Origin of the sequence: Massilia sp. GER05 (assembly GCF_052056005.1) — a bacterium.
Classification (GTDB): Bacteria; Pseudomonadota; Gammaproteobacteria; order Burkholderiales; family Burkholderiaceae_D; genus Telluria; species Telluria orientalis.
Genome location: NZ_CP178858.1, coordinates 2956813 through 2971339 on the forward strand (window position 1 = coordinate 2956813; position 14527 = coordinate 2971339).

13 protein-coding genes are annotated in these 14527 nt (G+C 62.3%); 9 read left to right on the forward strand and 4 right to left on the reverse strand.

Annotated features, from left to right (window positions below; translation table 11 throughout):
* The first annotated feature begins 3 nt into the window (after positions 1-3).
* The 8 genes from ACL58G_RS13185 to ACL58G_RS13220 are packed head-to-tail and all read left to right on the forward strand — an operon-like array spanning position 4 to position 8375.
* Positions 4-1068, forward strand: coding sequence for a GNAT family N-acetyltransferase (locus ACL58G_RS13185; protein ID WP_440967277.1), 1065 nt, complete (start codon positions 4-6; stop codon positions 1066-1068).
* Entirely contained in the window at positions 1065-2075 is a 1011-nt protein-coding gene (locus tag ACL58G_RS13190; RefSeq protein WP_440967279.1) for a GNAT family N-acetyltransferase, read from the forward strand. The genes ACL58G_RS13185 and ACL58G_RS13190 overlap by 4 nt, the downstream gene beginning before the upstream one ends.
* Positions 2075-3433 carry a polysaccharide deacetylase family protein gene (locus ACL58G_RS13195; RefSeq protein WP_440967281.1) on the forward strand — a complete coding sequence of 453 codons (1359 nt, stop codon included), beginning with the start codon at positions 2075-2077 and terminating at the stop codon, positions 3431-3433. The genes ACL58G_RS13190 and ACL58G_RS13195 overlap by 1 nt, the downstream gene beginning before the upstream one ends.
* 11 nt (positions 3434-3444) lie before the next feature.
* A complete protein-coding gene (locus tag ACL58G_RS13200; RefSeq protein WP_413384131.1) occupies positions 3445-4653 on the forward strand; it encodes an O-antigen ligase family protein in 1209 nt (402 codons plus the stop codon).
* 18 nt (positions 4654-4671) lie between these two features.
* Positions 4672-5856 (forward strand): glycosyltransferase, encoded by a 1185-nt coding sequence (locus ACL58G_RS13205; RefSeq protein WP_413384132.1) that lies wholly within the window; start codon positions 4672-4674, stop codon positions 5854-5856.
* Positions 5840-6451, forward strand: coding sequence for an imidazole glycerol phosphate synthase subunit HisH (gene hisH / locus ACL58G_RS13210; protein ID WP_413384133.1), 612 nt, complete (start codon positions 5840-5842; stop codon positions 6449-6451). Before ACL58G_RS13205 ends, hisH begins: the two co-directional genes overlap by 17 nt.
* On the forward strand, positions 6451-7209 hold the full coding sequence (locus tag ACL58G_RS13215) for an AglZ/HisF2 family acetamidino modification protein (protein ID WP_413384134.1): 759 nt from the start codon (positions 6451-6453) through the stop codon (positions 7207-7209). Before hisH ends, ACL58G_RS13215 begins: the two co-directional genes overlap by 1 nt.
* Complete coding sequence (locus tag ACL58G_RS13220) at positions 7206-8375, forward strand: N-acetyl sugar amidotransferase (RefSeq protein WP_413384135.1); 1170 nt, start codon at positions 7206-7208, stop codon at positions 8373-8375. The genes ACL58G_RS13215 and ACL58G_RS13220 overlap by 4 nt, the downstream gene beginning before the upstream one ends.
* A 43-nt stretch (positions 8376-8418) precedes the next feature.
* Here ACL58G_RS13220 and ACL58G_RS13225 read toward each other — a convergent pair whose 3' ends face one another.
* From ACL58G_RS13225 to ACL58G_RS13235, 3 genes are all read right to left on the reverse strand, one after another.
* Entirely contained in the window at positions 8419-8832 is a 414-nt protein-coding gene (locus ACL58G_RS13225; protein ID WP_440967284.1) for a hypothetical protein, read from the reverse strand.
* Between the two features lie 40 nt (positions 8833-8872).
* Positions 8873-9817 carry a tyrosinase family protein gene (locus ACL58G_RS13230; RefSeq protein ID WP_440967286.1) on the reverse strand — a complete coding sequence of 315 codons (945 nt, stop codon included), beginning with the start codon at positions 9815-9817 and terminating at the stop codon, positions 8873-8875.
* A gap of 339 nt (positions 9818-10156) precedes the next feature.
* A complete protein-coding gene (locus ACL58G_RS13235) occupies positions 10157-11224 on the reverse strand; it encodes a choice-of-anchor Q domain-containing protein (protein ID WP_440967288.1) in 1068 nt (355 codons plus the stop codon).
* Between the two features lie 359 nt (positions 11225-11583).
* On the opposite strand from ACL58G_RS13235, the gene ACL58G_RS13240 reads away from it, so the two are divergent.
* Complete coding sequence (locus ACL58G_RS13240; RefSeq protein WP_440967289.1) at positions 11584-12282, forward strand: methyltransferase domain-containing protein; 699 nt, start codon at positions 11584-11586, stop codon at positions 12280-12282.
* Positions 12283-12325: 43 nt separating this feature from the next.
* Here ACL58G_RS13240 and uvrB read toward each other — a convergent pair whose 3' ends face one another.
* Complete coding sequence (gene uvrB, locus ACL58G_RS13245) at positions 12326-14422, reverse strand: excinuclease ABC subunit UvrB (protein ID WP_413384139.1); 2097 nt, start codon at positions 14420-14422, stop codon at positions 12326-12328.
* Between the last annotated feature and the right edge of the window lie 105 nt (positions 14423-14527).

Consider the following 14527-nt stretch of genomic DNA (forward strand, 5'->3'; position numbering starts at 1 on the left):
GCAATGGATGCAGTCATTCAAGAGTTGAACGGGACAGAAGGCGAGAATACGCAACACCGGTCCGCTGCGCTGCTGAACAAAGCCGAGTATCGAAACCTGTGCGCAGCCGAGCCGTCGATCCCGATTTTTTCGAATGCCTGGTGGCTCGACGCGGTGGCGGGGCCGGACGGCTGGGACGTCGCGCTCGCGAAGGTGAATGGGCGGATCGTCGGTGCCATGCCGTTCTGCATGACCCGGCGCTATGGCATGAAGGTGATCCAGCAACCGCCTTTGACACCGGTACTCGGACCGTGGATACGGAGCGACCAGGGCAGCCCCATTACCCGACTGAGCAACCAGCAAAAAATCATGCAGTCGCTGATCGAGCAGCTGCCCTGGTTCGATCATTTCAGCCAAGCCTGGAACAAGGATTTGTCGAACTGGCTGCCGTTTTACTGGAACGGCTTCAGCCAGTCGACTGAATACACCTACGTCGTTCCCGGGCTGGACGACCTCGATGGCGTCTGGAGCAGGTTCGATCCCACCCGCCGCAAACATTGCAGGACAGCTGTCGAGCGGCACAATCTGCGGGTGCGCGACGACCTGCCGCTCGACGCGTTCCTGGCCCTGCACCGGATGACGATCGAAAGCCGCGGCGTCGCGCAGGCGTTCACCGACGATTGCCTGCGCCGCCTGGACGCCGCGTGTGTCGAACACAAGCGCCGCAAGCTCCACATCGTTGTCGACGAGGCTGGCCGGCATTGCTCCGCGACCTATACGGTATGGGACAGCAATTGTGCGTACGCGTTGTTAAAGGGTTCCGACCCCGACATGCACCACACGCAGGCGCCCAGTGTCTGCCAATGGGAAGCCATCAAGTTCAGTGCCACGGTTGCCCCGAAATACGATTTTCTCGGGAACATGAACCCGTCGATCGAACCCTATGTCCGCAGCTTCGGGACGGAGCAGACGCCGGTATTCACCATCACCAAAACCCCCTCGCGCCTGCTGCGCCTGCGCCGCGGCCTGATCTCGGCGCTCGCCGGCGGACACCAGGAACGCCTCATTCACCGAAAGCCAGCCCGATGACGACCATCCCGCCCAAGGCGCCTGCACAGGCCACGAGCGACATTGCCTCGCCGAAGGACACGTACCGCCGGTTCTGCGCCCAGGAACCTTCGCTGCCCCTGTTTTCGCGCGACTGGTGGCTGGACGCGGCAGTGGGTCGGAACGGCTGGGATGTCGCGCTCGTCAAGAAAGGCAGCGAAGTGCTCGCGGCGATGCCGTATGCGATCCGCAGCCGCTACGGCATGAACATCGTCACGCAGCCCGCGCTGACGCCCATGCTCGGTCCCTGGCTGCGTCCGACCGGAGGCAGGCAGGCGGCGCAGCTGAGCAACGACAAGGAAGTCATGCAGGCGCTGATCGATCAGCTGCCCCGTTTCGATCACTTCGCGCAGACCTGGCATCCCGGCGTCAGGAACTGGCAGCCTTTCTTCTGGAACGGCTTCCGGCAAACCACGTACTACACCTTCGTTCTGCCCGAGTTGACGGACATGGACAAATTGTGGGCCGGATTCGAAGGCAAGACCCGCCGCGCCATCACCAAGGCCCAGAAGCAACACCAACTGCAGGTCCGCAGCGACGTCCCGCTCGACCTGCTTCTCGACCTGAACCGCAAGACCTTTGCGCGCCAGGGCCTGCTCCCGCCGTATCCCGACGACTTCGTCCGGCGCCTCGACGCCGCCTGCCGGGAGCGCGGCTGCAGCAGGGTGTTCTGCGCGATCGATCCCGACGGCGCCCCGCATGCGGCCTGCTACATCGTTTGGGACGAGCACAGCGCCTACGGCCTGATCTCGGGTACCGACCCCGCCTACCGCGAAAGCCAGGCGAACAGTCTTTGCGTATGGGAGTCGCTCGTCCACGCCGCCGGCGTGACGCGCGCATACAACTTCTCCGGCTCGATGATCGAGCCTTTCGAAGGCTACCTGCGCGGCTTCGGCGGCAACCATGTCCCGTATTTTCACATCAGCAAAACCCCGTCGCGGCTGCTGACCCTGCGCCAAGGCCTGTTGTCACTCACGGGGAAACACTGATGCTGCGTATCTCACTGCCGGAAAGCCAGCGTCCTGAGCGTAGCTGGATCTGCGACGTCCTGCTCGGAGAATTCCTGGGGCTCGAGGTCGAACTCGCGTTCGACCACGGGGACACGGTACGCATCCGCGCGGCCGGCAGGACGCTGCGTTTGCCGGACGTCTTCTTTGCCGGGGCGGCGAGCCCGGACGCAACGCCGCAGCGCTGGATCGTCGCCCGCAGCGGTCTCGATGCGCGCCTGTGCGAGGCCAGCGTCCCGGTGCTGTTCGGCGCTCCCGGGTTCACGATCGACGCCGGCGGCAATGCCGCGCTGGCGCTCGATGTCTTCGGATCGGCATTCTTCATGCTCGCGCGCTACGAGGAATCGGTGAGTCCCGCGCGCGACGGACATGCGCGTTTCCCGGCCAGCCAGTCGCTCGCCGTGCGCCAGGGCTTCCTCGACCGCCCGATCGTGGACGAGTACGTCGAGATCCTGTGGGCGGCCATGCACAGGCTGTGGCCCACGCTCGCGCGGAAGCGACGCGTCGCGCGCAAGCTGATCAGCTGCGACGTCGACCTGCCGTTCGATCCGGCGTGCGCATCGATCGGGCGTCTCGGCAAGCGGCTGGTTGGGCGCGCGGTACGGGAGCGGTCGCTGAGTGCGTTATGCGCAACCGCCGGCAACTACTGGGCCGTCAGGCGCGGGAACCCGGCACGGGACCCTTACTGGCAGGCGTTGTCGTGGATGATGGATGTGAACGAGAAGGCCGGCAACCAGGTCACGTTCAACTTCATTCCCGAGCGGACCGACGGCGCCATGGACCATGCGCCGGGCATCGACGATGGGCGCATGCGCGCGCTGCTGCGCGCCGTGCACGCGCGCGGCCACCTGGTCGGCATTCACCCCGGCTATCGCACCTACCGGCATCCGGACACGTTTGCGCGCTCGGCCGCGGCCCTGCGGCGCGCCATCGACGAGGAAGGTATTCGCCAGGACGAACTGGGCGGGCGCCAGCACTACCTGCGCTGGGACGTGCGGACCACGCCGCAGTTGTGGGCAGCGAACGATCTGACTTACGACAGCACGCTGTCTTACCCGACGGTCGCCGGGTTTCGCACGGGAACCTGTCACGAATACACGATGTACGACCTGGTCGGGCGCCGGCCGCTGACTGTGAAGCAGCGGCCGCTGGTCGTCATGGAAAACGCGGTGATCGACGACCCGAACATGGGCCTGGGCCATGGCGACCAGGCACTGGCCGCGATGCGGCGCTACAAACAGAGGTGCGCCCGTGTCGATGGCGACTTCACGCTGCTCTGGCATAACTCGTCGTTCGCTGGCGAAGACGACCGGGCGATGTATTGCGACCTCATCCAATAGGCGAGCCGAGCATGTCCGCCACCTGTGCTCCCTCGGCCAGCATCGCCAGCACGCCCGGCAAGGCGGGGCCGGCGCGGCTCGCGTTCCTGCTGCTGTTCCCTGGCTTTTTTTTCTACCAGACGCTGATCGGCATGGGGGTGATGGGGGCCTTCGTGGGCGGGTATTTTTCGGTCGTTTCCATCGGGCTGTTTCCGCCGCTCGCCTATATGTATTGCCTGGCAATCAGGGCGTCCGGCTACCGTATCGCGCCGACGGATCTGCAGTTCGGCTTTTTCCTGTTCTATTTTTTGGTGGTCGTGGCGATCAACGCGGCCTTTGGCGCCAATCCCACGATCGTGAAGACGCACCTGTTGTCGATTCTCTACTTCATCAACATCTACCTGATCTTCAAACACAGCGACTTTTCAGAGCGCAAGACGATCGCGTCGACGCTGGCCGCGCTCCTGCTGATGTCGGCGACCGTATTCTTCTTGTCGCGGGACGGCAGTTTCCAGCCCGGGAAGTTCGGCGATCCGGCGAGTCCGGACAGTGTCGCGACCTACCAGGAGCTCGCCCGCTCCTACGTCCTCACCTTCGTGACGGTCATCTGTTTCACCCGCGTGCTGGCGGCCCGGCTGGTCCTGTATGCCATCGCTGCCGCGGCCCTGTTCCTGAACGGTGCGCGCAGCGAGCTGGTGGCGGCGCTGTCCCTGTTTCCGATGATCGAACTGTATCGCGCGAAGCACTGGCTGCCCTTTCTGTACCTGGTGCTGCTCGTGTCCGGCCTGGCCAGCATCGATCCCAAGTTCCTGGCGACGCATTTTCCTGAAAGCCGGGTGTGGGAATTATTCAACCTCTCCCAGTCGTCGTCAGCGAGCGCCAGGCACGAGCTCACCGAACACGCGCTGCGCACGATCGCGGATAACCCGGTACTGGGCGCATACGCCAGTTATCCGCCTGGCGGGTATTCGCACAACATCCTGTCGGCCTGGGTCGATCTCGGCTTGTTCGGCTTCGTCTACATGCTGTTCATGCTGGGACGCACCGCGGTCGGGCTGTGTTCCCGCGGTTGGCTGGCACGGCCCAGGTCAGGCCAGTTCCTGCTGGCATGGTCACTGATCTGCATCTCGTTGCTCCTGCTGGTGACCGCCAAGACGTTCGACGACATGTTCACCGGCGCCGCCATGGGTGCTTACGCGAACTATCGAAACACCAGGCGGCCGCCGGGAAGCCGCCGATAACGTGGAAGGGGAGAGACCTTGATCAACATTCACCTGTATCCGTCGCCGTTCCTGAACGAGAGCCGGATCCTGCGCGAGGCCTGTACGCTGTCCCGGTTGGCGCTGTTCGACCGCATCGACCTGGTCGGCGTGGGACGGGAGGGCCTACCGGCGCTCGAGCATCTACAGGACAATATCCGGATCGTGCGCGTCGGACAGCGCAGCGGCGACCGCCTGATTGGCAAGCTGAAGCGCACCGGTGACTGGACCCGCGCGGTCTACCTGCGCTATCGCGACGACAAACTCGGGTGCATCAATTGCCACAGCATCGCCACACTGCCCCTCGGCGTCCTGCTGAAGCGCGCCACCGGCGCCAGGCTGGTGTATGACGCCCACGAACTGGAGACGGAGACCAATGGCCTCGGCGGTCTGCGCAAGTGCCTTACCCGGTGGGCCGAACGCGCCCTGATCCGGCACGCCGATCATTGCATCTTCGTCGGGCAAGCGATCGAACAATGGTATGTGCGCAAGTACGCTTTGCGTAACGTTACGGTGCTTTACAACTGCCCGCCGCGCCGCAGCGTGAACCCGGCCGATTATTTCCGCAAGGCGTATCCGATCGACGCCGGCACGCCGATCTTTCTCTACCAGGGCTTCATCGGCGAGGGCCGCGGGATCCGCAACCTGGTCGAAGCGTTTGCCGGCCTGGCCGGACGCGCGGCGCTGGTCGTGATGGGGTACGGCCCGCTGGCGGACTGGATTGCCGGCGAGGCGGCGCGCCATGGGGACATCCATTACCACCCGGCGGTCGCGCCGGAGCGCCTGCTCGATTACACCGCGGCGGCCGATTTCGGGCTGTCCGTGATCGAGGCCACGTCGCTCAGCTACGAGTACTGCATGCCGAACAAGCTGTTCGAGTACGTGATGGCGCGCAAGCCGGTGCTGGTCTCGCCGACCCGCGAGCAGAGCGAGTTCGTGCGCAGGCACGGGATCGGCGAAGTGACGAGCGACGCCTCGGCGGCGGCGATCCGCGACGGCGTGCTGCGTCTGCTCACGCGCGACCAGCGCGACCTGCAGGATGCGCTGGTGCGGACCGCCGACGAATATTGCTGGGAAGGGCAAGAGGCGAAGCTCGAGATCGTTTATCTGCATGCGCTGGGCATGCGTTCGCGCAGGTACGGCCAGGGCCACCAGGGCGAGGTGCGGCATGATCTCTGTCATTGACTACGGCGTCTGCAATCTCGGGTCGATGCTCAACATGCTGCGCAAGGTCGGCGCCGAGGCGGAGCTGGTATCGACCGCCGCGGCGCTCGAGCGGGCCGGGAAGCTCGTCCTGCCTGGCGTGGGCGCCTTCGACAATGGCATCGGCGCCCTGCGGGAGCGCGGGCTGGCCGAAGCACTGCGCAAGCGGGTACTCCAGGACAAAGTCCCCCTGCTGGGCGTGTGCCTCGGCATGCAAATGCTGGGCCGGCGCAGCGAAGAGGGCGGCATGGAGGGCCTGGGCCTGATCGATGCCGAAGTGCGCCGCTTCCGGTTTGCGCCGGACAGCAGGAACAAGGTCCCGCACATGGGCTGGAACCTGTTGGCGCCGCGCCGCGACGGCCCGCTGCTGCGCGAGCTGGCGACCCGCTCACGATTCTACTTCTGCCACTCGTACCACCTGGTCTGCGCCGATCCCGGCGACGTGCTGGCCACCGCCGACTACGGCGGCGAGTTCGTCGCGGTGCTCCAGCACGACAATGTGTACGGAGTGCAGTTTCATCCTGAGAAGAGCCATCGCTTCGGCATGGCGCTGCTGCACAACTTCGCGGAGCTGTGATGTTGCACCCACGCGTGATTCCCTGCCTGCTGATGCGCAACGGCGGCCTCGTCAAGACGGTCAAATTCAAGAACGCCCGCTACGTCGGCGACCCGATCAATGCCGTGCGGATCTTCAACGAGAAGGAAGTCGACGAGGTGGTGTTCCTCGACATCGGCAGCGCCGGCGCGCGCACCGCGCCCGACTTCGATTTGCTGGCCGACATAGCCAGCGAAGCCTTCATGCCGTTTTCCTACGGCGGCGGCATTACCAGCGTCGGGCAGGTGAAACGGCTGTACGCGCTCGGCGTCGAGAAAGTCGTGCTCAACACCGCCGCGGCCGACCAGCCGCGCCTGGTGTCGGAAGCAGCCGCGCTGGCAGGCAGCTCCGGGGTCGTGGTGTCGATGGACGTACGCCGCAGCTGGCTGGGCGCTTATACGGTCTGCGTGGCCGGCGGCACGCGCGACCTGAAGCGCGAACCGGCCGCATATGCGCGCGCCATGGAACAGCTCGGCGCCGGCGAAATCCTCCTCAACGCGATCGACCGCGACGGCATGCGGGAAGGCTACGATCTCGAGCTGGTACGGCGGGTGAGCGAGGCGGTGTCGATCCCGGTGGTGGTCGCCGGCGGCGCGGGAGAGGTGCGGCACTTCCGCGAAGCCACCGAAGCCGGTGCGTCCGCACTGGCAGCCGGCAGCATGTTCGTTTTTCACGGCAAGCACAACGCCGTGTTGATTACGTATCCCGAGTACGAAGAACTGGACAAGGTATTCAAATGACGTCGATTACGGAACACTACAACTATTCGGCCGTGCCGGACCAGGCCCTCCGGGTTTGCACCCGCTGCATCATGAACACGGCGGCGGACCGCAGCATCAGCTTCGATGAAATGGGCCTGTGCAGTCACTGTCAGCGCTACGACCGGCTGGTGAGCGCGCGCCGGCTGCAGGGCGAGCAGGGGCGCGAAGCGTTGCAGGCGCTGATCGAGCGCATCAAGGCAGCCGGCCGCGGACGCGAGTACGACTGTATCGTTGGCGTCAGCGGCGGCGTGGACAGTACCTACGTGGCCTGGCTGGTCAAGCAGCACGGGCTGCGCCCGCTGGCGGTACACTTCGACAATGGCTGGAATTCCGAACTGGCGACCCGGAACATCGAGCTGGTGCTGCGCAATCTCGGCATCGACCTGCATACCCATGTCGTCGACTGGGAAGAGTTTCGCGACCTGCAGCTCGCCTTCCTCAAGGCGTCGACACCGGATGGGGAGATCCCGACCGACCATGCGATCGGTGCCTTGCTGTGGAAACAGGCGGCATCGCGGGGCATCAAGTACATCATATCGGGGATGAATTTCGCCACCGAATCGATCAGCGTGCCGGAATGGTCGTACGGGCATTCCGACTGGCGCTTTATCAAGGACATCCATCGCCGCTTCGGCAGCGTAAAGCTGAAGACCTACCCGCGCTTCAGTCTGTTCTACCTGTTTTACGCCAACATCCTGCGCGGCACGCGCATCGTGTCCATCCTCAACTACGTCGATTACGACAAGGACGAGGCCATGGCTTTGCTGAGCAGCCAGCTTGGCTGGAAGGGCTACGGGGGCAAGCACCACGAATCGATCTACACGCGCTTCTACCAGGGCTATATCCTGCCGCGCAAATTCGGCGTCGACAAACGGTATGGCCACCTGTCGGACCTGATCAATGCCGGACAGATCAGCCGGGCGCAGGCGCTTGCGGAAATGCAGCGGCCGCCCTACCCGGAAGAGCTGCAGCAGCAAGACCTGGCCTATGTGGCGAAGAAGCTGCGCCTGTCGACAGAGCAGTTTGCGAGCATCATGGGTGCGCCGGTCAAGTCGTTCAGGGACTATCGCAACCTGTACGGCGTGGTGCAGTTCCTGCGCAATGCGGTCAATGCGCTGCGCAAGCGCCACCTTTACCCACGCTAGGCAGGGACGGCGCTTGCCACGATGCTTGCAATCGGTGCCCCGACTAGGCGTCGTTGTCGTCGGTCGAGGTTTCCAGCCGAACTTCGCCGAGGCCGATGAGGGCGCCTTTCGGACCCTCGTCACCGTCTACCCGTACAAATGAGACGGAGAGCAGGCCGATCCTGGACGCCGCTCCGGCAAATACGGCGCGTCTGATCCGGTAACGCAACCGGACAGGATTCCCGTGGTGCGCGGCGCCGCTGATTTCGAAGGCGCCGAGGGTACCGATGGCAATGGACTGCGATTTGCTGGAAGCGTCCGGCGAGAGGTTCAGGATGACGCGATAGTAGTAGCCGCCCAGTTTTCCAGCGTCGGTGATCACGACGTTATCGAGAACAACCTGGACGGAACGATAGCGTTGCGGGCTGGCGCGCAGGGAGGTGGCGGCCCCGGTCCCGATTTGCGCCAGGGCCCGCATGTGTTCCGAGTCTACCGGCAACTGCACACTGATCGACCTGTCATCCAGGTTGACATCGAGCGCGCCGCCGATCGCGAACGTTCTGATCGCTCGTCTGCCGTGACGGCGATATCCTGAATGAACCGAGCGGCGGCTGCGTTCCCACGGCTTCGTTCGGCGTCGCCTGCACGAGATCGGGGGACGAGAGCGAGGATCGGGCCGACGGCAGCCTGGTCGGGAAGCTCTCGTTCTGGTAGCGGTATCCCAAAGTCGTCCGCGTGCCGTAGGTGGACGACCGCGGCATCGTCAGCGAACTCGTGTAGATATGCGACCCGGACCAGTAAGCGCTGCCGAGGGCCGGCATCTTCCGTCCGTTGCCGGCACTCACCCAGGCCACCCAGAGCCGGTCGACATTGGCATGGTGCAGCCAGAAAATCGGGTCCGTCGGCGACAGCATATCGGACATCACGCCGCCAATGATGTTGTGGACCAGGTTGTGAGGTGCCGATTCGAAACTGGGCTCGAATGCGTTGGCGCTATTCGTCGGGAAGTTAATGAGGCTTGAAGAAAACGGCGCCATGCTCAGGGCTTGCCGTACATTATTGTTGACACGGGAAACGTAGAGTGGATTGCCCCCGTTCGGATTCGTGAATTCGGCTGGCAATGCTGGGTTCGTATAGTAATCCCAATACGGGAGAACAAGTTGAGAGTCGCCCGACACTGCGCGTATCTGGCGCTCGAAATAATAGATGTAGCCACGGTGCCATGCGAAGAAATACGGAATGGAGTGCGGGCAACGGTTCAGGTGAATATTCGTCCAGAAAGACCAGCTCTTGGGATCGGTGGCCGTCGTGTTGCTTTTCATTAGCTTCACCGCTCGCAGGAATGCATCATAATGCGGCGTCGTCTTGAACGCCTGCCATTCCGGGCGAACCATTAATGTCGTCTGGCCAAATGCTTTTGGGAGCATTGCCGATGCGCCGAGCAACATCACGGATCGCTGCATAAAATTTCTTCTGCCCATCAGATCATGCCTCATCATGAGCTCCTTGAAATACCTACCTATCTCGAATTGCCTCGCCCTTTGCAAAATTATTGGCAATCTATTTCCGCCAATTGCATATCATTTCTACTGAAATGCAATCTTTACGTTATTCTCACTATTTGCGGATTTTTTGATTGGCTTCATGTGTTCCAGAAGCGTGATATGACTTGATGAATTGCGTGCCTGTGCACTTCGAATTCCGATTACACTGACGTTTTTTCGCAATTCACGAAAGCCGTATGAAAACACCCTACGAGCCTGGGCTTCGTAGGGTGTGACAATAGAGCGGTCCCGACAGGTTTAGTTGGCGTTCGTCTCGTAGGCGCCCATGTCGATGTAATAGCCACGGGCCTTGCCGTCGAGGTCGGTCTGGGGCGCGTAGGAGGTCTGGCCCCTGTTGATGGCCGGCGAGGTGGTCTTCAGGCGATAGTTGCCGCCACCATTGGAGAGGTAGCTGACGAACTGCGGATCGGTGCTGATGATGCCGGTCCTGGTGGCGCTGCTCGGGCTGGCCAGGTCGAAGTTCGTGCGGTTCGCATACACCAGGTTGTTGGCGACGCTGTTGCCGACGTCCTCGGACGCGATCGGACCCTGGATGCCGCCGCCGTTCGCATAGATGATGTTGTTGTGGATCTGGATGCCGCGGGTCGGGCAGCCGTTGTTGTACGCTTCCTTGCAGCCGCCGAAATACACGCCATAGCCGCTGTTGGCGAACAGGGTGTTATTCATGACCAGGATGTTGTGGTCGTCATGGCCCATGTTGATGCCCTGGCTGGTCCCGTTGACCACGTTGTTGATGATCTTGCCCGACGACGAGTGGTAGATGCCCTGGATCCAGCCGCAGCCGCCGCCGACATTGTTCACCCTGTTGCCGATGATGTCATAGTTGCTGTAGGCCTTACCGCGGCCCTGGTCGGCAACGATGCCGCCGCCCCCGCGGTTGTCGCAGCCGGAGGCCATCGCAACGTCGTGGATCCAGCTGTTCTTGACCGACGAATTGCCGCCATTCAGATAGATGCCGACACGCGCGGTGGTGCTGCCGGCGCCATTGATCTGGAAGCCGTCGATATCCGTATAGCCGCCCCGGGCGGTCCACATCGTATAGGCGCTGCCGGCCGGACGCAGGATCGCGCCGTACTTCGTGTCCGAAACGAAGCGGATGCGCGCGGTCGACGTGCCATTCACGGTCGAGGTGATGGTCTCGGTGTAGGTGCCGGGCGCCACGTGGACCGTATAGCCGGGCCGTGCCAGGTTGGCGGCGCGCTGGATGGTGCGCAGCGGGGCGCTGCTCGACGTGCCGGTGTTCGTGTCCCTGCCTGCGGTCGACACATAGAGGTCGGCGGCCGAGGCGACGGTACAAGTCATCATTGCGACTGCAAAACCAGTCAGCAGGGGGGCGGTCAATGCGCTGTTTGCGAACGAAAAAGTTTTCAAGGGAAAGCCACTCATCAATAAACGAAGGAGTAACTTTGACGAGGGGAAACTGCCAAAGTTCAACGTTTCGCGAAATAAATTTCCCTCAGTAATAGTTTTTCTACAGAAGTTTCTGGTGCGTTATATGTGTGGTCTGATCAAAAACTCGGATGGCCCTGACGCCGTGTTCGACAACAGCGGCGTCCTTTTGAACCGGCGAGCATGGCGCTGATTGACAATCGATAAAGGCCGCGCTGGCGAAGCTTGGGAAAATAGATGAGGTTCCCGGCTTCGGATCATTTTTCGGAATGTACATGGCTCACCACACTGAATCGACTCGCATTCAATTGCAAGGCAGAATCGCCACTTGGCTGAGACGACCGCTCGCCCATAAGCTGCGTTCGCTTTCGAACAAGGCAGCGGGTGGAGTGAGCTGGATGGAGGACCAGCTGTTCGAAAAATGGCACGGCCTCGACTGCAGCGGCTTTATCGATGGGCACGAACTCGAAACCAGTTATTCGTCGGCGCGAGCGCACTCACGGGCCTACCAGGCCGTTACCTGCGTGGCGATTCGGGCATTGCTCAATGAGGCAATGAAGACCGGCATCGTATTCGACCAGTTCATCGATCTCGGCTCGGGCAAGGGGAAGGCGTGCTTTTATGCTGCCGCCAAATACCGGTTCCGGCGGCTCGTTGGCGTCGAGTTTTCGGAGCCGCTGGTGCAGGCGGCGGACCGTAACGTCAGGAAATTTGGCGCCGACAATATCTGCTTCGTCAACGCCGACGCAGCCAGTTTCTCACTTCCGGCCGGAAATAATCTGGTCTACCTGTTCAACCCATTTGGCGAGGCGATTCTGCTCGAATTCCTGAAAAACAATATGGACAAGTTCAGGCGGAGCCAGTCGATCATCGCGTACGCCAACGACAAGCACCGGTTATGCCTCGCAAAAGCCGGTTTTGTCACGCTGTTCAGGAACCAGGATTCCCAGAGCTCGCTGCACCAATACCTGTAAAGCAAAAGCGGCCTCGAAGGCCGCTTCTGATTTGTCGTACTGCTTACTTGCCGAGGATAGACACGACGTTGTCCGCCCCCGGCGCCCCGAATGCCTGCTGCTTGAGCACGTGCAACTGGTCGCGCACCTGCGCCGCCTTTTCGAACTCGAGGTTCTTCGCGTGGTCGACCATGAGTTTTTCGAGGCGCTTGATCTCTTTCGAAATCTGCTTCTCGCTCATGCCCTCGACCTTGGCCGCTTCCTCTGACAAGCCGTTGTCGTTCAGCATGGCCTTCTGCGCGGCCGCGCTGTAGACGCCGTCGATCATTTCCTTGATCTTCTTCTGCACGCCCTTCGGGGTGATGCCGTTCGCTTCGTTGAACGCGATCTGCTTGGCACGGCGGCGTTCCGTCTCGTCGATCGCGCGCTTCATCGAATCCGTGATCTGGTCCGCGTACAGGATCGCCACGCCGTTCAGGTTACGTGCCGCGCGGCCGATCGTTTGGATCAGCGAGCGTTCCGAACGCAGGAAACCTTCCTTGTCGGCGTCCAGCACGGCCACGAGCGACACCTCCGGCAAGTCGAGACCCTCGCGCAGCAGGTTGATGCCGACGACGACGTCGAACGTGCCCAGGCGCAGGTCGCGCAGGATTTCCACCCGCTCCACCGTGTCGATGTCGCTGTGCAGGTAGCGCACTTTGATGCCGTGGTCCGACAGGTATTCCGTCAGCTGCTCGGCCATGCGCTTGGTCAGCGTGGTGACCAGCACGCGCTCGTCCTTCTTGATGCGGTCCGTGATCTCGCCCATCAGGTCGTCCACCTGCGAACGCGCGGGCTTCACGATGACCTGCGGGTCGACGAGGCCCGTCGGGCGCACGACCTGCTCGACGACGTTGTCGGCTTTTTGCTTTTCGTAGTCGGCCGGCGTCGCGGAGACGAAGATACACTGGCGCATCTTGCTCTCGAATTCCGAGAACTTCAAAGGCCGGTTGTCGAGCGCCGAGGGCAGGCGGAAGCCGTAGTCGACGAGGTTCACCTTGCGCGAACGGTCGCCGTTGTACATGGCGTTGAGCTGGCCGATCATCACGTGCGACTCGTCCATGAACATCAGCGCGTCTTTCGGCAGGTAGTCGATCAGCGTCGGCGGCGGTTCGCCCGGCATCGAGCCGGACAGGTGGCGCGAGTAGTTCTCGATGCCCTTGGTAAAGCCGACTTCGGCCAGCATCTCGAGGTCGAAGCGCGTGCGCTGTTCGAGGCGTTGTTCTTCCAGCAGCTTGCCCTGCTGGCGGAATTCCTCGAGGCGGTCGCGCAGCTCGGCCTTGATGGAATCGACGGCCTTCAGCACGGTGGCGCGGCCGGTGACGTAGTGCGAGCCCGGGTACACCGTGAAGCGCGGGATCTTCTGGCGCACTTTACCCGTCAGCGGATCGAACAGTTGCAGCGATTCGATTTCGTCGTCGAACATCTCGACGCGGATCGCGAGCTCGGCGTGTTCGGCCGGGAAGATGTCGATGGTGTCGCCGCGCACGCGGAACGTGCCGCGCGCGAAGTCCATTTCGTTGCGCGTGTACTGCATCTGGATCAGGCGCGCGATGACGTCGCGCTGCGCGACTTTGTCGCCCGTGCGCAACGTGAGAATCATCTTGTGGTACTCGTTCGGATTACCGATACCGTAGATGGCCGAGACGGTCGCGACGATGACGACGTCGCGCCGCTCCATCAGCGACTTCGTGCACGACAAGCGCATCTGTTCGATGTGCTCGTTGATCGACGAGTCCTTTTCGATGAACAGGTCGCGCTGCGGCACGTACGCTTCCGGCTGGTAATAGTCGTAATACGAGACAAAGTACTCGACGGCATTCTGCGGGAAGAACTCGCGGAACTCCGCGTACAGCTGGGCCGCGAGGGTCTTGTTCGGGGCGAACACGATCGCCGGACGGCCGGCTCTAGCGATCACGTTGGCCATCGTATAAGTCTTGCCGGAACCGGTCACGCCGAGCAGCGTCTGGTACATCAGGCCGTCCTCGATGCCTTCCACCAGGCCATCGATCGCCGTGGGCTGGTCGCCCGCGGGCGGGAAGGGCTGGTGCAGCTTGAACGGGGAATCCGGGAACGTGATGACGGTAGGTGCTGGTGAATTTGCAACCGATAAATCTGCCATTGGATCAGACCTTTGCTAGAATGAGAATCCGCCTGCGACCGAGCAACTCTCGAGGTCGCTGTCTATACAACCGCTGCGAAACCCAGCCGACAAACCAAGTTTATC

What these genes read in the sequence shown, in the direction of transcription:
- ACL58G_RS13185 (WP_440967277.1), top strand. Translation starts at nt 4, where the DNA reads ATGGATGCAGTCATTCAAGAGTTGAACGGGACAGAAGGCGAGAATACG.
- ACL58G_RS13190 (WP_440967279.1), top strand. Translation starts at nt 1,065, where the DNA reads ATGACGACCATCCCGCCCAAGGCGCCTGCACAGGCCACGAGCGACATT.
- ACL58G_RS13195 (WP_440967281.1), top strand. Translation starts at nt 2,075, where the DNA reads ATGCTGCGTATCTCACTGCCGGAAAGCCAGCGTCCTGAGCGTAGCTGG.
- ACL58G_RS13200 (WP_413384131.1), top strand. Translation starts at nt 3,445, where the DNA reads ATGTCCGCCACCTGTGCTCCCTCGGCCAGCATCGCCAGCACGCCCGGC.
- hisH (WP_413384133.1), top strand. Translation starts at nt 5,840, where the DNA reads ATGATCTCTGTCATTGACTACGGCGTCTGCAATCTCGGGTCGATGCTC.
- ACL58G_RS13215 (WP_413384134.1), top strand. Translation starts at nt 6,451, where the DNA reads ATGTTGCACCCACGCGTGATTCCCTGCCTGCTGATGCGCAACGGCGGC.
- ACL58G_RS13220 (WP_413384135.1), top strand. Translation starts at nt 7,206, where the DNA reads ATGACGTCGATTACGGAACACTACAACTATTCGGCCGTGCCGGACCAG.
- ACL58G_RS13225 (WP_440967284.1), bottom strand. Translation starts at nt 8,832, where the DNA reads ATGCGGGCCCTGGCGCAAATCGGGACCGGGGCCGCCACCTCCCTGCGC.
- ACL58G_RS13230 (WP_440967286.1), bottom strand. Translation starts at nt 9,817, where the DNA reads ATGCAGCGATCCGTGATGTTGCTCGGCGCATCGGCAATGCTCCCAAAA.
- ACL58G_RS13235 (WP_440967288.1), bottom strand. Translation starts at nt 11,224, where the DNA reads ATGATGACTTGTACCGTCGCCTCGGCCGCCGACCTCTATGTGTCGACC.
- ACL58G_RS13240 (WP_440967289.1), top strand. Translation starts at nt 11,584, where the DNA reads ATGGCTCACCACACTGAATCGACTCGCATTCAATTGCAAGGCAGAATC.
- uvrB (WP_413384139.1), bottom strand. Translation starts at nt 14,422, where the DNA reads ATGGCAGATTTATCGGTTGCAAATTCACCAGCACCTACCGTCATCACG.